Origin of the sequence: Lactonifactor longoviformis (genome assembly GCF_042848515.1) — a bacterium.
GTDB lineage: Bacteria > Bacillota > Clostridia > Lachnospirales > Lachnospiraceae > Lactonifactor > Lactonifactor longoviformis.
Genome location: NZ_AP031453.1, coordinates 1,762,347 through 1,781,663, shown reverse-complemented (window position 1 = coordinate 1,781,663; position 19,317 = coordinate 1,762,347). Strand labels below are relative to the sequence as shown.

Annotated in this window: 14 protein-coding genes and 1 riboswitch; of the genes, 5 read left to right on the top strand and 9 right to left on the bottom strand. The window is 43.3% G+C overall.

Annotated features, from left to right (window positions below; genetic code table 11):
• Positions 1 to 122 precede the first annotated feature (122 nt).
• On the top strand, positions 123 to 2,741 hold the full coding sequence (locus tag ACGHCT_RS08240; RefSeq protein WP_390439419.1) for a heavy metal translocating P-type ATPase: 2,619 nt from the start codon (positions 123 to 125) through the stop codon (positions 2,739 to 2,741).
• Between the two features lie 91 nt (positions 2,742 to 2,832).
• Entirely contained in the window at positions 2,833 to 3,204 is a 372-nt protein-coding gene (locus ACGHCT_RS08235; RefSeq protein ID WP_390439417.1) for an ArsR/SmtB family transcription factor, read from the top strand.
• A 47-nt stretch (positions 3,205 to 3,251) separates the two neighbouring features.
• Here ACGHCT_RS08235 and ACGHCT_RS08230 read toward each other — a convergent pair whose 3' ends face one another.
• From ACGHCT_RS08230 to ACGHCT_RS08195, 8 genes are all read right to left on the bottom strand, one after another.
• Positions 3,252 to 4,427, bottom strand: coding sequence for a phosphoribosylaminoimidazolecarboxamide formyltransferase (locus tag ACGHCT_RS08230; protein ID WP_390439415.1), 1,176 nt, complete (start codon positions 4,425 to 4,427; stop codon positions 3,252 to 3,254).
• 64 nt (positions 4,428 to 4,491) lie between these two features.
• A riboswitch (ZMP/ZTP riboswitch) is annotated at positions 4,492 to 4,570 on the bottom strand.
• Between the two features lie 77 nt (positions 4,571 to 4,647).
• Positions 4,648 to 6,219, bottom strand: coding sequence for a putative ABC exporter domain-containing protein (locus tag ACGHCT_RS08225; protein WP_390439413.1), 1,572 nt, complete (start codon positions 6,217 to 6,219; stop codon positions 4,648 to 4,650).
• Positions 6,207 to 6,917: an ABC transporter ATP-binding protein gene (locus ACGHCT_RS08220; protein WP_390439411.1), complete on the bottom strand. Its 711-nt coding sequence runs from the start codon at positions 6,915 to 6,917 to the stop codon at positions 6,207 to 6,209. The genes ACGHCT_RS08225 and ACGHCT_RS08220 overlap by 13 nt, the downstream gene beginning before the upstream one ends.
• Before the next feature lie 148 nt (positions 6,918 to 7,065).
• Positions 7,066 to 8,400: an NADP-specific glutamate dehydrogenase gene (gdhA, locus tag ACGHCT_RS08215; RefSeq protein WP_390439409.1), complete on the bottom strand. Its 1,335-nt coding sequence runs from the start codon at positions 8,398 to 8,400 to the stop codon at positions 7,066 to 7,068.
• A gap of 328 nt (positions 8,401 to 8,728) precedes the next feature.
• Complete coding sequence (locus ACGHCT_RS08210; RefSeq protein ID WP_390439407.1) at positions 8,729 to 10,285, bottom strand: ABC-F family ATP-binding cassette domain-containing protein; 1,557 nt, start codon at positions 10,283 to 10,285, stop codon at positions 8,729 to 8,731.
• 27 nt (positions 10,286 to 10,312) lie between these two features.
• The gene (gene ispF, locus ACGHCT_RS08205; protein ID WP_390439405.1) at positions 10,313 to 10,861 is read right to left on the bottom strand and encodes a 2-C-methyl-D-erythritol 2,4-cyclodiphosphate synthase; all 549 of its coding nucleotides are present in this window, start codon (positions 10,859 to 10,861) and stop codon (positions 10,313 to 10,315) included.
• Between the two features lie 80 nt (positions 10,862 to 10,941).
• Positions 10,942 to 12,786: a DNA helicase RecQ gene (recQ, locus tag ACGHCT_RS08200; protein WP_390439403.1), complete on the bottom strand. Its 1,845-nt coding sequence runs from the start codon at positions 12,784 to 12,786 to the stop codon at positions 10,942 to 10,944.
• A 219-nt stretch (positions 12,787 to 13,005) separates the two neighbouring features.
• The gene (locus ACGHCT_RS08195) at positions 13,006 to 13,638 is read right to left on the bottom strand and encodes a GntR family transcriptional regulator (RefSeq protein ID WP_390439401.1); all 633 of its coding nucleotides are present in this window, start codon (positions 13,636 to 13,638) and stop codon (positions 13,006 to 13,008) included.
• 229 nt (positions 13,639 to 13,867) lie between these two features.
• Between ACGHCT_RS08195 and ACGHCT_RS08190 the strand changes: the two genes are divergently transcribed.
• From ACGHCT_RS08190 to ACGHCT_RS08180, 3 genes are read left to right on the top strand one after another with little or no spacing between them, the layout of a single operon-like run.
• Entirely contained in the window at positions 13,868 to 15,286 is a 1,419-nt protein-coding gene (locus ACGHCT_RS08190) for a sodium:solute symporter (RefSeq protein WP_390439399.1), read from the top strand.
• Positions 15,287 to 15,295: 9 nt separating this feature from the next.
• The gene (locus tag ACGHCT_RS08185) at positions 15,296 to 16,879 is read left to right on the top strand and encodes an amidohydrolase family protein (RefSeq protein ID WP_390439397.1); all 1,584 of its coding nucleotides are present in this window, start codon (positions 15,296 to 15,298) and stop codon (positions 16,877 to 16,879) included.
• The gene (locus ACGHCT_RS08180; protein ID WP_390439395.1) at positions 16,876 to 17,901 is read left to right on the top strand and encodes a hypothetical protein; all 1,026 of its coding nucleotides are present in this window, start codon (positions 16,876 to 16,878) and stop codon (positions 17,899 to 17,901) included. The genes ACGHCT_RS08185 and ACGHCT_RS08180 overlap by 4 nt, the downstream gene beginning before the upstream one ends.
• A gap of 215 nt (positions 17,902 to 18,116) precedes the next feature.
• Here the strand turns inward: ACGHCT_RS08180 and ACGHCT_RS08175 are convergent, their stop codons facing one another.
• Entirely contained in the window at positions 18,117 to 19,289 is a 1,173-nt protein-coding gene (locus tag ACGHCT_RS08175; protein WP_390439393.1) for an FprA family A-type flavoprotein, read from the bottom strand.
• Positions 19,290 to 19,317: the final 28 nt, after the last annotated feature.

Here is a 19,317-nt window from a genome sequence, read left to right as displayed (position 1 = left end):
TTTATCTTCAAAACTCTTGACAAAACACATATAAAGTGTTTATATTAACATATGAACACTTATTCATATGTTAATAATATATAAGATTTTACTTTACGATATCTATAATGGAGGGTAACACTATGAGTCATGAACATAAACGAAACGGATCTTCCCTAAACTGCGGCTCAGGACATGAACACCAGGAGCATAATCACACGGAATGCAGCTGCGGTCATGAGCATCAGGCGCATAATCATGAGGAATGCGGCTGCGGGCATGAACATCAGGCGCATAATCATGAGGAATGCGGCTGCGGGCATGAACATCAGGCGCACACACATGAACATTTTACCCCGGAACCCTATGCGCTTTGTACCGTATGCGGACTGCCCATGGATGAATGTACCTGCTTTCTTTCTCAGAGCGCACCTGACAAACAGATTTATATTTTAGAAAACCTGGGATGTGCAAATTGTGCCTCTAAGATGGAGGCCAGAATCCGGGAGCTTCCAGAGGTAGAAGACGCCTCAATTATCTATGCTACCAAGCAGCTCAGGGTAACTGCCCACCAGTCAGAAGAACTTCTTCCCAGACTGCAGGAAATTTGTTCATCTATCGAGTCTGAAGTAAAAGTTGTACCGAGAGCCAAAGGATCGAAAGAAGAGAGTACTGTAATCTTTTTGGTGGAAAATGTGGACTGCGCAAACTGTGCTGCCAAGATGGAACAGCGTATCCGTGCGCTGCCTGAAGTATCTTCCGCAACTCTGACCTTTGCCACAAAACAGCTCAAGGTCACAGGACAGACCCCTCTCCGGCTGCTGTCCCAGATTCAGGATATCTGCAGTTCCATTGAGTCCGGAGTCATTGTAACGCCCCGGGATTCTGCCGCCCCCCGTCGGGAGACGCCTGCAAAAAAGACAAACGGAAATCTGAAAGACGGGATCGAAATAGGCATTGGGGCTGCTCTTTTTGCGGCGGGGCTTCTTCTTCAGAATTCCTACGCTTCTGCCTCTGTGGCTGCTCTCCTGTTATCCTATGTGGCATTGGGGGGCAGAATCGTACTGACTGCACTGAAAAACCTGAGCAAAGGCCAGATTTTTGATGAGAATTTTTTAATGAGCCTTGCCACTCTGGCTGCCATTGCCATCGCCGATTATAAAGAAGCTGTGGGCGTTATGCTCTTTTACCGCATAGGAGAATTATTTGAGCACATAGCAGTAGAGAGAAGCAGAAATCAAATTATGGACGCCGTGGATATGCGGCCGGAAGTCGTAAATCTTGAGATGGAAGACGGCAGTATCCAGGTGATACCCGCCGGGGAAGCACAGCCGGGAGATATACTCCTGGTCCGCCCGGGAGACAGAATCCCTCTGGATGGCACCGTTGCGGAGGGCGAGAGCAGGATCGACACTTCACCGGTTACCGGGGAACCTGTGCCGGTAAAAGCCGGACCTGGATCTGAAGTCATATCCGGATGTGTGAATACATCAGGCCAGATGAAGATACGGGTAGAAAAACCTCTGGAAGAGTCCATGGTAACCCGTATTCTTGACTCTGTGGAAAATGCGGCCGCAAGTAAACCCAAGATTGACAGATTCATTACAAAGTTTGCCCGGGTTTACACCCCGCTGGTAGTAGGCCTGGCCCTGGGAACAGCTGTGATCCCTTCACTTTTTACCGGCAACTGGAGTCACTGGATTTATACAGCAATTACCTTCCTGGTTATCAGCTGTCCCTGTGCTCTGGTGCTCAGTGTTCCCCTGGCTTTTTTCTCCGGAATCGGGGCCGGTTCTAAAAGAGGAATTCTCTTCAAAGGCGGTGTCTCCCTGGAGGCAATGAAAAATATCAAAGCCATAGTTATGGATAAAACAGGGACCATAACCAAGGGGAACTTTGTGCTCCAGAAGGCGGTTTCCCTTGGGGATTTAACGGAAGATGAACTGCTTGCCCTTTCTGCAAGCTGCGAGCTTTCTTCCACCCACCCTATAGGCACAAGCATCACCAATGCGGCAGCAGAAAGAAACCTTTCCGTGGTCCGACCGGATGCGGTAAAAGAATTATCCGGCAAAGGGATCTGTGCCGTACTGCCTCAGGGGGAAGTCTTATGCGGCAATCGAAAACTTATGGAAGAATACCATGTAGATCTGTCCGGCTACTTTAAGGAAGACTACGGAACCGAAGTGTTAATTGCCCTAAACGGCAAACTGGCAGGATATCTGGTAATTGCAGATACCATAAAAGAAGAGGCAAAGGATGCGATTCAGTCACTGAAAAAATACCATATTACAACAGCAATGCTTACCGGAGATTCCATAGGAAGCGCGGAGGCTGTAGGAAAAGCTACCGGTATCGATGAGGTGCATGCCAAACTACTGCCCGAGGATAAACTGACAAAGCTCAAGGAAATCCGTAAAAGACACGGAGGCGTCATGTTTGTTGGAGATGGTATCAACGACGCTCCGGTTCTGGCAGGTGCTGATGTGGGGGCTGCCATGGGCAGCGGCGCCGACGCGGCTATCGAGGCTGCCGACGTCGTGTTTATGACTTCTTCCATGGAAGCAATTCCCCAGTCCATCGCCATTGCCAAGGCTACGGGAACCATAGCCATGCAGAATGTCGTATTTGCCCTTGCGATTAAAATACTTGTCATGATTTTGGGGCTGGCAGGCTACGCCAACATGTGGATGGCCGTATTCGCGGATACCGGTGTTGCTATGCTCTGTGTGTTGAATGCTATTCGTATTCTATATAAAAAATAATAACACAATTGCAAAAAACAGGATTTTCCTATACACTAAGTAATAAGGAAAATCCTGTTCTAATTATTGAAACGTATCAAAGGAGATACTTATGAGACTAAATGAAACTAACAAGCTTGACGACAACATTGAATTATGTGAAGGCCACCACGTACATCCCCATATTTCTCCGGATGAGATTCCAGGTGACGAGATACTTTACAGCCTGGCTGATCTGTATAAAGTCTTTGGGGACCCTACCCGAATCCGCATTCTGTACGCCCTGTCTACCCAGGAGATGTGTGTCTGTGATATTGCCGATCTGCTTGGCATGACTCAAAGTGCCATTTCCCACCAGCTTCGGGTACTGAAGCAGAGCCATCTGGTGAAGTTCCGCCGGGAGGGAAAGACTGTATTCTATTCCCTGGCCGACGCACACGTTTACACCATCCTGGCCCAGGGGCTGGAACACGTCAAAGAATGAGTGAAACGCATTCCGGCCCATTGGGGTGGATTTATGTGAGAGTGGATTTAATGATGGAATAAACGTACTCCAGTCATTGCCATTGCAATGCCATATTTATCGCAGGTCTCGATAACATTGTCATCTCTTACAGACCCGCCTGCCTGGGCGATGTATGCTACACCGCTTCTGTGGGCTCTTTCTATATTATCGCCAAATGGGAAGAAAGCATCTGAGCCAAGAGCGACCCCTTCCATCTTCTTCAGCCATTCTTTTTTCTCTTCTCTGGTAAGGGGTTCAGGTTTCTCTGTGAAAAGATTTTCCCAGACACCGTCTCCCAGAACATCCTCATAGTCATCGGAGATATATACATCAATTGCGTTGTCTCTGTCGGCTCTTCTGATTCCTTCTTTAAAGGGAAGATGTAACACTTTTGGATTCTGCCTTAAGAACCAGATATCTGCCTTATTGCCTGCAAGTCTCGTACAGTGGATTCTGGACTGCTGTCCTGCCCCGATTCCGATGGCCTGTCCGTCCTTTACATAGCATACGGAATTGGACTGGGTATACTTTAAAGTGATGAGCGCAATCAAAAGATCCCTTTTTGCTTCCTTCGGCATTTCTTTTACCTTTGTGGGAAGATTTTGAAGCATCTCTTCTGTTACCTGAATATTATTTCTCCCCTGCTCAAAAGTAATTCCGTATACATCTTTCGTCTCCTGAGGCGCAGGAACATAATTCTCGTCCATCTGAATTACCACATAAGTTCCTTTTCTCTTGTTTTTTAGCAGTTCCAGTGCCTTTTCTGAATAGGAGGGGGCAATCACACCGTCTGAAACTTCACGCATTAAGAAAGAAGCGGTCTGTTCGTCGCACTCGTCAGAGAGAGCCACAAAATCCCCGTAAGAAGACATTCTGTCGGAACCTCTGGCACGTATATAAGCAGTGGCCATCTCCGTAAGCTCTATTCCCTCTACAAAGTAAATTTTTTTCAGAGTCTCATCCAGCGGCACCGCAATGGCTGCGCCGGCGGGACTGACATGTTTAAAAGAAGCTGCCGCTACCATACCTGTAGCCTCCTTTAATTCCTTAACCAGCTGCCAGCTGTTAAAAGCATCTAAAAGGTTAATAAACCCAGGCTTGCCGTTCAGAATTTTAATGGGCAGGTCACTGCCGTCCTTCATAAAAATCTTAGCTGGTTTCTGGTTGGGGTTACATCCATACTTTAATTCCAATTCATTCATCTTAATCTGCACTCCTTTTTCTCTAACTATGTTTCATAGATATAGAAAAGAGCCTACTATCCGGGCTCTTTGCCCAGACGGTCGGCTCATTATCATTATACTTCATGTGGTTACTTCCACTTCCGTCAGTCGTATAACTAACCTTAAAATAGCATTTTTTCCCTCATCCGTCAAGAACTTTTTTATAGTTTATTATTTAACAATTTCGAACTGCCCCAGCTCAAAGGACTTCCATTCTCTGGAAAGCAATGGAGCCCCCTGTTGCGATGGCACCTGTAGCAATGAGCACGTAGATCAGAAGACCGAGAAGGCCGCCCTGTACCCCCGTAAGGACAGTGACTACGGCACAGACAGCAATACCGATACACATAATGATCCCCTGGAACAGCATCTGAAACATCTGCTTACCAAAGGCCCCCAGCACATCTCCCAGAAGTACCTCCCCCAGAATATTAATATACAGCTTGTTGGCCTGCAGGCAGGCATAGATGAGAATATAAAGCACTGCTGTGAGGGGGGAAAATCCCATAATAATAACACCGGGGACTGCCAGCAGGCACCCGTCTATCAGAGACCGCACATGCTCAATTGCTGTGGCGTACCACAGTTTTCTCACAGGCTGATCTGGAATCAGGTACGTATACGGATTCTTCATTTCCTTCGACCACTTTGTAGCATACCCGCTGAAAATAAGCGTCAGGTATGCCCCCACCCCGGGAATTACATAATAGCCTTTGATACTGCCTGAGCTCCCGGTCTTATAGCAATAATAGCCAATCCCCAGGCCTCCCAAAAATGCCATTAGAGTATATAGGTTAAAAATGAAATATTTGTTCTTTTTATATTCCAAAAGCTGCCGGTAAAAGATGGCACTGGCATACCCGCCTTTATAGGTTACGCTGGCCTTCCTGTATCTGGCCTTGGGACCAGGCCCTACCACATCCCCTGTCTTCTTTCGTTTTACGGTTTCCATATAATCATCGGAGAATTTTACCGCATCTTCATAATACTCTCCGGTACACTTCATTCTCCTGGCGCAAACCAGCAGAAAGAGTGCTGCAGCTATATAGGCAGCAGAACAAATAACATTTACCACCGTAGGGCCCAGCAGCAATAGTCGTATAGCTGCCAGATTCCATCCGATCACCGGAATGCATAAGAGAAACGGATGGCCTAAGAAGTCGGTAATCAGCTGAAATGAAAGTTCTTTTGTAAAGAACAGATAAGCGCCGAACAAAACCAAGAGTCCCAGGATACACCAAAGGGAGCGGGCCAGCCACCGAAGTGTACTCTCGGATAACTTTTCATTTCCATACAGGAGAATCACCAGGCTTCCTTCCAGTACATTTTCAATTATAAAAGAAAAAACAAAATACAGAAACATCTTCCAGGGAGCGATGTGAAAAAACAGGATGCCCACGATCGAAACCGCCAGGTAGAGTATAAATCCCAGGAGATATTGCTTTATCTGCGTAAACCATAAGACCAGTTTAGGGCTGGCCGGAGAGGTAAATACAAAGTGTATGTCCCCGGGTTTGAATACGATCCCCTTTCGCTTTGCATAAGTGGCAAAACTTGAGGGCATTAAGAATAGAACCAGAAGGGAAAGCCCGGTTACAAGACCTTCCGGAGTGTCTGCCCCTATACGGCCGGCCCATTGCACCACAAAACTGGCAATCATAATAACGTAGGCAATGCCCCCTATAAGATACACATAGGTCACAGGCCTGCGGAGCGCTTTTAAGATACGGTTCTTCGCTGCAGTTTTATAGAGATAGATCAATCCTTGCATATGCCCTTCTCCCCTTCAGTAATCGTAAAGAACAGTTCATCAATGTCACGGTGTGCCGCCTCTTCCCGGGTATAGGAGGCCAGGATTTTCCCTTTATCCATAACAAACATAACCTCCCATATATCTTTTACCATCTCCAGCATATGGGTGCTGATCAAGATAGTTACGCCATCCCTGCTCAGTTCCTGAATCACGTCCTTTAGCTCTTTGATTGCCTTGGGATCCAGACCTACCATAGGCTCATCAAAAAGCATTACCTTGGGCTTTACCGCAAGGGCACAGCAGATACTCACCTTCTGCATCATTCCCTTGGACAGCTCATTTCCCAATTTATCCTTCTTATCCTCCAGCTCAAACCGTGCTAATAAAGCCCCTGTCTCCTCGTCCGTGATGTCCGACTGGTAAGCCCTGCGGATATATTCCAGATGTTCTGCCACAGTAAGGGCATCAAACATAGCAGGAATCTCCGGAACATATCCGAATACTTTCTTTGCCTCAGGGGATCTTCCCGGAAAATTCTGAATCCGGATCTCTCCGTCATATCGCAAAAGTCCTGCAATGCTTTTAATAATCGTAGATTTCCCGGCACCGTTGGGCCCCAGCAGGATACCGATGCTGCCGTCAGGAACTGTGAAGCTGACATCGTCTACCGCCAGCGTCTTTCTGTATTTTTTCGTTAAATGCATTACCTCCAGCATATATTGTCCCCTCTCTTTTGACTGTGTTATTGTATTATAAATATAATACAATATCGCCCCGGGAATGTCAATTATATATGCCCCCGGTTCTTATATATTCCCAATAAAAAGGGTCCTGCTGTCCGCAGAACCCTATTGCTCCGATTATTTATATAATACCCTGTGCATTCATGGCATCCACTACCTTTTCAAAGCCGGCTATGTTTGCACCAACTACGTAATTGCCCTCGAATCCATACTTCTTGGCCGCATCAGAAATGTTGTTTGCAATACTTGCCATAATGCCCTGCAGCTTCTGATCTACCTCTTCAAAGCTCCAGCTCAGACGCTCGCTGTTCTGAGACATTTCCAGTGCAGAGGTTGCAACCCCCCCTGCGTTGGCCGCCTTGCCCGGAGCAAAGATTACGCCCTTTTCCTGCAAATATTCCGTAGCTTCCATTGTCGTAGGCATATTAGCGCCTTCCGCCACCATAATGCAGCCATTCTCTACTAACTGCTTTGCATCCTCCAGATGTAATTCATTCTGTGTCGCACAGGGAAGCGCCAGGTCAACCTTAACGCTCCATACCCCTTTGCCCTCGTGGTATTCTGCGCCTGGCTTTGCTTTTTTGTATTCTGTCAGTCTTGCACGTCTTACTTCCTTAATGTCTTTCAGCAGAGCAACATCGATTCCTTCCGGATCATAGATCCAGCCTGTAGAGTCACTGCACGTAACTACCTTTGCTCCTAACTGGTGTGCCTTCTGAATCGCATAGATTGCCACATTACCGGAACCGGATACAGCAGCAGTCATGCCCTTTATGTCTTTTCCGTTAAGCTTCAGGATCTCCTTTGTGAGATACAGCAGCCCATATCCGGTAGCCTCTGTTCTGGCCAGGGAACCGCCGTAGGATAAGCCCTTTCCTGTAAGAACACCTTCATATACACCGCGGATTCTCTTATACTGTCCAAACATATAGCCGATTTCTCTGGCTCCGGTACCGATATCACCGGCAGGAACGTCAGTATCCGCTCCGATGTATTTGCACAGCTCTGTCATAAAGCTCTGACAGAAAGCCATAACTTCTCTGTCTGATTTGCCTTTGGGATCAAAGTCAGATCCTCCTTTACCTCCCCCGATGGGAAGTCCTGTCAATGAGTTCTTGAAAATCTGTTCAAATCCCAGGAACTTGATAATTCCAAGATTTACGGATGGGTGCAGGCGAAGACCTCCCTTGTAGGGTCCGATTGCACTGTTAAATTGTACTCTGTATCCGGTATTAACCTGAACCTGTCCTTTATCATCAACCCAGGGAACACGGAATTTAAACTGTCTTTCCGGCTCAACAAGACGCTCTAACAATGCGTCTTTACGGAATTTTTCTTCGTTCGCTTCTACTACAACTCTTAAAGATTCCAGCACTTCTTTTACGGCCTGATGAAACTCAGGTTCTGCGGGATTCTTCTGAACAACGGCTTCAATTACCTCATCAACGTATGACATGACTTTTCCTCCTAGATTATAATACATTTCACTACTTAATTTCGTCCATATTGTATTATATATCGGACTGGGAATATTTGCAAGTTTTTAATTAGAAACCTGCAATTTTTCAGCGAAAAAAAAGTTGAAATTCCTCTGATTTCGACTCATCAATCCCATTTTTATGCATATTAGCACTATTTGCCTTTCCGGCCACAGCTCTTTTGGAGACTTTTCCCCACACGGACTTTTGTCCATTTTACATTTTCCATTGTCCATTTATGCATTTTAGCAAACATTTTGTGCGTCATATTCCTCTGATACCATAAGATTTCTTTTCAAGAATCCACTATAATATCTTGGTAGTCCATTCGGCGCAGTCCCATACATCAGTCACCAGCCCCTGATAAAATTCAGGTTCATGGCAGACCATTAGAATACTTCCCTTGTATTCCTTCAGTGCACGCTTTAATTCTTCTTTTGCATCTTTATCCAGATGATTGGTAGGCTCATCTAAAAGCAGGATATTGGTTTCCCTGTTTAGTAGCTTGCAGAGACGGACTTTCGCCTGCTCTCCCCCGCTGAGCACCCTCACCAGACTTTCGATATGTTTTGTAGTCAGCCCACACTTTGCAAGTGCCGCCCGTACCTCATACTGCGTGTAGGAAGGAAATTCATTCCATATCTCCTGAATACAGGTATTGGGGTTATCCCTGGGCATCTCTTGTTCAAAATACCCAATTTCCAGATAATCCCCCAGATGAACACGACCGGACAGAGGGGGAATCAAACCCAGAATACTTTTCAAAAGGGTTGTTTTGCCAATTCCGTTTGCCCCGGTCATAGCTATCTTCTGCCCTCTCTCCACAGCAAGATTCAGAGGCGCGGACAGTGGTTCCTCATACCCGATCACCAGTTCCTCTGTCTCGATCACAAAACGGCTGGGGGTTCTGGCTGTCCGGAAGTAAAACTCCGGCTTGGGCTTTTCCCTGGCAAGCTCAATCACATCCATCTTGTCCAGCTTTTTCTGCCTGGACATTGCCATATTTCTGGTGGCAACTCTTGCCTTATTTCTGGCCACAAAATCTTTCAATTCGTGGATCTCCTGCTGCTGCCTGTGATATGCGGCCTCCCTCTGTGCTTTTTTTACTTCATAGACTTCCAGGAACTTATCATAATCGCCCACATAGCGGTTCAGCTCCTGATTATCCATATGATAAATAAGGTTAACCACACTGTTGAGGAAGGGAATGTCATGGGATATTAGGATAAATGCATTCTCATAGTCCTGCAGATACCGCTTCAGCCAGTTGATATGAACCTCATCCAGATAGTTGGTAGGTTCGTCCAAAAGCAGGATATCCGGCTTTTCCAGAAGCAGCTTTCCAAGCAGCACTTTTGTCCGCTGTCCGCCGCTTAGTTCCATCACATCCCGATCCAGGCCAATGTCTTCCAGTCCAAGGGCTCTGGCAATTTCTTCTACTTTGGAATCAATTATATAAAAATCGTGCATCGTAAGAGTGTCCTGAATGGTTCCCAGTTCCTCCATCATAGCCTCCAGTTCTTCCTGGGAGGCCTCTCCCATGCGGTCACAGATTTGATTCATCTGTTCTTCCATTTCAAACAAATAGGAAAACGCCGACTTCAGAACATCTCTGACGGTCATGCCCTTTTCAAGTGCTGTATGCTGATCCAGATACCCTACCCGTACATTCTTAGCCCATTCAATCTTCCCCTCATCCGGCATAAGTTTATCTGTGATAATATTCATAAAGGTAGATTTTCCCTCTCCGTTGGCACCTACCAGCCCAATATGCTCACCTTTCAGAAGACGGAACGAAACGTCCTGAAAGATGGCTCTGTCACCAAACCCATGGGACAGATGCTGTACATTTAAAATACTCATCTCTTCTCCTTAGTTCTTACGGGGCTGCTATACCCCTTCTTTTTTACATCCCGAACATCCCTGGCATCCCTTATCGCCCATTCTGTCATCCCTCATGAAGTCCAGAGCAGAAGTCAGGGCGCAGACAGCATGCGCTGAGATTCCCTCCTGGCTTCCGGTAAAGCCCAGTCCCTCCTCTGTGGTGGCCTTAATATTGACCTGATTTTCCTCCAGATGAAGGGCGGCTGCCACATTTGCCGCCATCTGATCGATAAAGGGCAGCAGCTTAGGCTTCTGCGCGATAATTGTGGCATCTATATTATTAATTACATACATCTCTTTTTCCAGAAGAGCGCCCACTTCCTTCAGCAGCTTTATGCTGGAAATACCCTTGTATTGGGGATCTGTATCCGGAAAATGTCTTCCGATATCTCTGAGCGCCGCAGCTCCCAGAAGAGCATCCATAATTGCATGCACCACCACATCTGCATCCGAATGCCCCAACAGGCCTTTTTCCCAGGGGATCTCCACCCCGCCCAGGATCAGTCTGCGGCCTTCTACTAATTTATGAACGTCATAGCCCATTCCTACTCGCATGATTTTCCTCCTGTTCTATTCTCATTTGCTATCGTATACCCTTTCCGCCTATTCTCCTATTATTACCATCACAGAGTATATCATACTTTGCCTTCAGGCGAAAGACAGGATAAAAAGCGTTCCCCATATTTCTGGTATTTCGCCTCACCTACGCCAGATACAGCAAGCATTTCGTCTTTCGTTGTTGGCTTCATCGCACACATTTGAATAAGAGTCTTATCCGAAAACACGATGTAAGGCGGAACTTTCTCTTCCTTGGAAATCTTCATCCGCAGTTCCCGCAGCCTCTCAAAAAGTCCTTCATCCGATTCATCCAAAACTGCTGCAATATTTTTGTTCTTTCTTGTTTTCTTCTCTTTCTTTTCTTTGGTTTCTTCCCTCTCTTTTGCCACTTTCATGATGATTGGTTCTTCCTGTATCAACAATTCTTCTGACTTCTCAGATAGTTTCAGAACAGGATATTCATCATTGGTAAGTATCAGGTAATCTTTCAAAATAAGGTAATTTACAATCTGACGCAGCCGATGAATCTGAATCTCTTTTAATGCCCCGTAATACGGATTTTCATCCATACGGCATCTCTGCATCTTGGCATTGCTGCTTCCATGGACAGTATCCGCAATCATAACTATACCATATCTCTGACGGCTTGATTTTACGCAGCCAATCAAATTTCTCGCTATCTCTGTTATATCTACGTCCTCAAATTTTGTCAGGCAGTTTGAGCAGTTTCCACAATAACCCGGTGCACGCTCTCCAAAATAATTCAAAATGTAAGCACGGAGGCAGTCATTTGTGAAACAATAAAACGTCATCTTACGAAGCCTTTCCCGCTCTCTTTCTTTTATCTCCTCCAGTGTACTGCTGTCCATCTCATCTGCCGGTCCCTGGTTATCAATAAAAAACTGATTTGTTACAACATCCTGGCCTCCATAAAGCAAGATACATTCTGATGGCAGGCCGTCACGCCCTGCTCTTCCGGCCTCCTGATAATAGCTCTCGATATTCTTTGGCATGTTATAGTGAATCACGTAGCGGACGTTAGATTTGTCAATTCCCATTCCAAAAGCATTCGTCGCTACCATTACCAGCTTTTGTTCATAAATAAACTCGTCCTGATTCTGCTTACGCTCAGCGTCACTCAATCCGGCATGATATCTTGTTACGCTGATCCCCTCCCTTTGGAGCTTTTCTGTCACTTCCTCAACCACTTTACGTGTAAGGCAGTAAATAATTCCACACTCTTCTATATGCTCTTTTACATAATCTAAGGCAAACTGATATCGGTCTTTCACATGGCTGACTGAAAAGGAAAGATTCTTTCGGTCAAATCCGGTAATCACTATATTGGGGTCTGAAAGCCGCAGCAGAGATACAACATCATCCCTGACTGTCTTTGTTGCTGTTGCAGTAAAGGCACTGACTACGGGACGGTTTGGAAGCCAATCCAGAAAATCAATGATTTTCAGATAGCTTGGCCTGAAATCCTGTCCCCATTGGGAAATACAATGAGCCTCATCCACACTGACCATAGATATCTCTACTTCCTGCACGGCCTGCAGAAAAGAATCCGTCAGTAATCGCTCCGGCGCCACATACACAATTTTATACTGCCCTCTTTTCATATTCTCAAGGGCCTTGTAGTATTGCCCCTGGGTCAGCGAGCTATTGAGGAAAGCGGCATGAATCCCCACATCATTTAAAGATATTACCTGGTCCCGCATCAGGGAAATTAAAGGCGAAATCACAAGCGTAATCCCCGCAAACATCAGTGCCGGAATCTGAAAACACAAGGATTTTCCAGATGATGTTGGTAATATACCAAACGTATCTCTCTTATTTAATATGCTGTCAATCAGCTCTGCCTGACCTTCTCTAAAGTCACTATATCCAAAATATTTCTTAAGAATTTCTTCTTTTGTCATCTCATTTCTCTTTTCTTGCCTCATTATCTATAGTTAGAGGACTTTTTGTTATATTATAACGACTGCGGTATCTTTGCCGGGAAGACTTTCGTCAGGGCATAGCTGGTTGAAGCTGAAGTCTCACATCCTCTGCGATTTTTCTTTAGGGCTGTTTTTTTTGCAGCCCCTTCTTTTGTGCATCGGTATAACATAAACAAGACGAAAGTTGTAATTAAAAAGTTAACTTAATTTTAAAGATAGATATTTGTGACGAAGACTTAATTGATGGATTGCTTCGTCGAGATCATGTGCCTTTAGAGCAACTAATATTCCATGTAGATTTTCAATTCCTTCTAGTTGCGCTTCTTTTGTAACTATTGTTAACTTCATAATCAGATCAATATAGTCGCCATAGGTTTGAAGGATAGCTATTACCCGCTTATATGGACATAAATTATATATCTTTTCATAAAATAAATGTGCCTCATTTAGACAATCATCAATTAATTCCATGCGTACAAATGCTTCAAAACGTTTATAAGTACGTTCTAAATCCTGAAGAAAGTCGTCGGTAATAAGGGGCATAATAGTTTTAATGACCAGTACTTCCAATGCTTGTCTAAGTTCAGCTATTTCTTTTATTGTATCGTTTGTAATTCCAATAACAAGGACGCCTCGCATAGGAATATGTTCAGCCAGATGTTCGGATTCCAGAAGTCGGAGAGCTTCTTTAACGTGAAGACGGCTGGCCTGATATTCAGAGGCAAGTTGAGTTTCGATTAATCTGTCGCCAGCAGTAAATTCACGGGTCAGTATTTTGTACTTTAATTCGTGATAAATTTTTTGAACCATATCATTTTTTTCTTTATTCATATCATTATCCTTCCCATAAGAAAATCGTATATTATTAAATTAATTTACCATAGCCCATGAAAAATGACAACATATTGGTGGCAAAAAATAAAATTGTTAGCAATTTTAAACAAAAGAATAAAGGAAATTTGTATTATATTATTCATTGACAAAAGTTATTAAATACTATATTATAATCACATAAATTGTTAGCAATTTTACTAATTGATATCAAAAAGGAGGAAGAAAGATGAGTGTACTAAAGATGACGGTTGTGATGATCTACATGGCAATTATAGTTGTCATTGTAATTTTAAGCGGCAGGAACACAAAAACGTATAGAGATTTCGCAGTTGGAGGAGGAAAGCTGCCTTGGTATATTATTGGAGGCACCATTTTTTCCAGTTTTGTTGGCGGCGGAACAATGGTTGCTTATGTAGGTAATTTTTACTCCAATGGTATGATTTGGATTTGGACACCGGTTATCTGTTCGGTAGTAGGTATTATTTATATTTTTATTTCTCCGAGAATATATAGGATTCAGGTAATGTCTATTGGAGATATATTGATGGCACGATATGGAGAAAATACAAAACGTGTAGGTGCGTTTTTAATTATGATTTGGGAATTTTTGATTACTGCCAGTATGATCAGTGCATTTGCGGCAATGACATCATCATTTATCGGAATGAATAAAGAAATTTCAATGGTGATAGCAGCTGTTTTATTTGCATTGACTGCAATGCTAGGAGGATTTAAAGGTGTTGCAATTACAGATGCGATTCAAGGATGTGTTATTTTTATTGGATTGATTTTAGGAACTTTAGTTTTAGGCTCAAAAGCCGGAGGCTTTGGGCAGGTAATTGCATCAGCCGGGGCTAAAGCAAATCCTTTTGATACTTCATCTTTAGCAGGGCTCATGATGCTGGGAATTGTTATTTCTAATTTTGGATTTCATATTGCAAATCAATCTGGTTATATTCAGAGAATTAATAGTGGAAAGACAGCAAAAGAGTCTCAAAAGGGAATTCTACTTTATACAATTTTACTAACAATTGGGTTCGGAATTTGTGTCCCAATGATTGGGTTAAGCGGAATATCATTACTTCAGGGTGATATTGCGGGAGATCAGGTAATAGGAACCCTTCTTGATCAGTTTATGCCGGCAGGATTGGCATTACTATATGCGGCAGCAATTATTTCAGCAGTATTGACAAGCGCTAATTCATCGTTATTAAGTGCGTCTATGTGTTTTACACAGGATTTTTATTATGGGATTTTCAAAAAAGATGCAGATGATAAAAAATTGATTGTGGTGTCAAAAGTATTTATTATTTTAGGTGCAGCACTTAGCTATATTATTGCCAAATTTGCTCCGTCAATTATTTCCCTGCTCCTAATTGTTTATACACTTGGTTCTGCAGTGGCTGTTCCGATGATTGTAGGTCTGTTTTGGAAACGCCCGGGTGCATCAGCAGGATTTTGGTCAATTGTATTTGGAGGAGCATCCATTATCATTTGGCAAATCTTAGGTCAGCCGTTTGGTATTCATATTGCACTGGTAGGAATTCCGGTGGCGGTTATTGTATATGTCGTTCTTGCATTTGTTGGAAAAGAAGCAACAGAGGAGCAGAAAAAGCTGGTAGACAATATTAAAAAGAAGGAGTGACAAAATAGTATGGAATATCTGATAAAAAATGGAATAATAGTGGATGGTACCGGAAGTCAAGGGTATAGAGCAGATATAGGTGTTGAAAATGGATATATTGTATTTATTGGAAACGGGGATAATCTCCCTGCTGAACGAATTATAGATGCACAGAATCAAATTATCACACCGGGATTTATTGATGTACATGCACACTATGATTGTGGTCCGTTTGTTTCAAATACTATGGAAGAAAAGCTGATGCAGGGAGTAACAACATTACTTGTAGGTGCCTGCGGATATAGCGTTGCCCCGATTTGTAAGGAAAATGCATCGTTACTTGATACATATATATCATTTATGAAATCCGGTGCAGAATTAAACTATCAGTGGGATTCTGTCGGAAATTATTTAAAAGCTGTTGAGAAACTAGGTGTGGGAACTAATTTTGCCATGTTGGTTGGGCACGGAACATTGAGAATTGATGCAATGGGATTTGAGAACCGTAAGCCATCGGCGGCAGAAATGGACAGAATGAAGGAACGGCTTACACAGGCATTATCTGAAGGTGCGTTTGGAATGTCAGTAGGATTGTTTTATGCCCCTGGTTCTTATGCAGATGAAGAGGAATTGACGGAATTGGCTTCTGTAATGAAAAATTGTGGGGGAATTTATGTGGCACATATGCGCGATGAGTCAGAAAGACTGATGGAAGCGGTCGACGAGACTCTTCGGATTGCAGAAAAAGCCGGGGTACCTGGACATATCCATCATATGAAATGTATGGGAACAGGAAACTGGAAAAACAGTCCTGCGTATATGAAAAAAATACAGGATGCCAGAGACAAAAGGATGGATATCACAGGGGATCAGTATCCATATACTTTTGGATCTACCTCATTAAGGGGACTATTACCAGATTGGGCACAAGCTGGAGGTGTAGAACAGCTATTTAAAAGATTAGAGGATAAGGATACCAGAGAGAAAATTCTGTATCAGCTGGAAAAGGATCGCGGCTGGTCAAATCCATATCTTAAGGATTGTTCTCCTGAAGGAATTACGATGGTTTATGCCCCATATACACCCGAGATAGTTGGAAAGAATTTGAAAGAAATTTCGGAGGCAATGCAAGTACGTCCTGCAGAAGCAATGCTTTATATTATTTATGAGAATCACGGAATGGATACAGGATGTCTTGAATTAATGTGTGAGGAGGATATTGAATATATTATGAAGCAGCCGTTTGTAATGGTTGGATCGGATTCAAATCAGCCGGCAGATGGCGCATTATGTCATCCCAGAACATATGGTACCTTTATCAGATTCCTGAAAAAATATTGTATAGATAATAAGGTGGTAGAGATGGAAGAGGGAATCAGAAAAATGACTTCGCTGCCCGCATCCAGACTGGGATTAACAAATAAAGGCATTATTAAAGAAGGAATGGATGCAGATCTAAATATTATTGAATTAGAAAAATTAGAGGACAGAGCCAGCCTGCAGAATCCGAAGCAGTTTGCATCGGGGGTTAATACTGTATTAATTAATGGAGAAATTGTAGTAGAGGACGGAAAATATAATGGAAAATTAGCAGGAAGAGTGCTGAGAAAATGACAGCTTTTGAAATAGCAATGCTTTTTGTTTCTGCATTGATGGGTGCAGGGTTTGTTTCAGGAAAAGAAATATACAATTTTTTTGGTAGATATGGAACTCAGGGAGTTTACGGAATTGTAGTTGTAATAGCTTTTCTTATCATCCTTTCATTAATGATTATGAAAATGGCCGAAAGAATAGGAAAATTTTCCAGTGATGAGATTTTGTGCCCATTAGGCGGAAGCAAATTAAAAAAAATGATTGGCTGGATTTTAAGAATAAGCCTTTTCATTTCGTTTACTGCAATGTTATCTGCGGGTACCTCTGTCTTAAAAGAACAATTTGGAATTAATAAATATTGGGGTGGTCTGGTTCTTGCACTCTTAATTGGCATAACAGTATACACAGATATTCATGGGATTTTGACTATTTTTAAAAAGATAGTGCCATTCATGCTTATGGTGACAGTATTCATTGGAGGGGGTGTTTTATTTAAAAATATTCGGACTGCTGCAGAACCAATTATTTTAGAGCCAAGATATCCGTGGTTTGTTTCAGCACTTTTGTATTTATTTTATAATTTGATAGCGGCCATTCCAGTACTTGGTACACTGGGAATTGAGGAAAAAAAATGGAAGGTAAAACAAAAGGGAGGAATTATAGGAAGTTTATTTGTGGGGGGATTTGCATTAGCTTTCTGGAAAATCGTATGCAATAATTCGATAATTGCAGAAACAAGTGATTTGCCGATGATTTATCTTGCAGGAGAAATTCATTATGGCATTAGGTATATTTATGCCTTCATTATGATTATTGCAATTTACTGTAGTGCAACAAACTGTCTTTACGGTGTCCAGGCAGATGGAGAAAATAAGAAAAATATTTTAAGAATTTCGCTCCTCACAATAGTAGGGTATTTCTTTAGTCTAATCGGGTTTGGTAATATGGTTAAATATATATACCCGTTTCAGGGAGTTGCAGGAGCTTTTTTATTGCTTATGTTTTTAGTGAATTTTTTAATATTAATAGGAAAAAAGAAATAGAATACTCCCTTTAGATAGTTCAAGCGGATAATTGTAATGTTAGTTTCAGCCACGTGTGCTGCTGTTTATGCTCCTGCAAAAGGGATTTGCAGCATGGCAATCACCGCAGCGATCAATGTATTGTAAGAATGGGGATATCCTTCCGGACAGCCAGCATATCTTATCCGCTGCGATGATTATTTTACCTGCTCTTTTATTCTTTTCTGTTGCTTCTGTTACTCTATAATAATAGAAGCAACAGTCTCTTCCACCTGTTTCAAATCCTCATCCGTAGGAATATACATCTGCCGGATAGGGTCCAGGAGCATCTGGCAGCCCATTCCCTCCAGCGCTTCGTATACCTGCTTAATGCTCTGTCCGCCCCAGCCGTAAGATCCAAAAGCAATTGCTTTCCTTTTTTTCGGGGCCAGGCCTTTCATATAGCACAGGAAACCTGCTACTGTGGGCATCATCTGACTATTCAGCGTAGGGGAACCAACGGCTATGTATTCTGCGTCCAGAAGATCCGTCATAATATCGGAGATATGATTATCTTTGAGATCATACAGATGAGCCCCCACTCCAGCCTTTGAGAATCCTTCCACGACAGCAAAGGCCATCTTTTCTGTGGAGTGCCACATAGAATCATAGACAATACAGGCCTTCTTCTTTGTTCCGCCTCCGGCAAATTCTTCATATTTTTCCAGAATGTCTCCGATATGCTCTGTCCAGATAACGCCATGGCTGGGTGCAATTACTTCCATATCCAGTCCTTTTACAATCTCCAGCGCTTTCCTTGCCTGGGCACCGTAAGGCATAAGGATATTCGCGTAATATTTTTTAGCCTCTCTGTATACATCATCCAGGTTCACCTGTGTGTCGAACCGCATATTGGATGCATAGTGCTGTCCGAAGGCATCATTCGAAAACAAAATCTTATCCTCCGGGCAATAGGTTACCATATTATCCGGCCAGTGAAGCATGGGTGTGGCAACAAAAGTCAGAGTTCTTTTGCCAATCTTCAGGGTATCCCCCGCTTTTACTGTCTGATATTTGATTTCTTTCCCGTAGTGGGCTGATAATCCCTTCATTCCGTTAGGGTCTGAGGTAATCACAGTAGCATTGGGCGCTGCCTTTACTACCTGGGGAAGCGCACCCGAGTGATCCATCTCAACATGATTGGATATTATGTAATCAATTTTTTCTGGTTCCACAATCTCACGGATCCTGTCCAGCAGCTCTTTTGCAAACGGCGCTTTTACGGTATCAATCAGCGTAATCTTTTCATCCATTATTAAATAGGCATTATATGTGGCTCCGCTGTTGGTGGAGTATCCGTGGAAGCTTCTCACATTCCAGTCCACCGCTCCCACTGAATATATATCCTTTTTTACTTCTACTACATTCATAATGTATGGCCTCCTCTGATTCGTACTT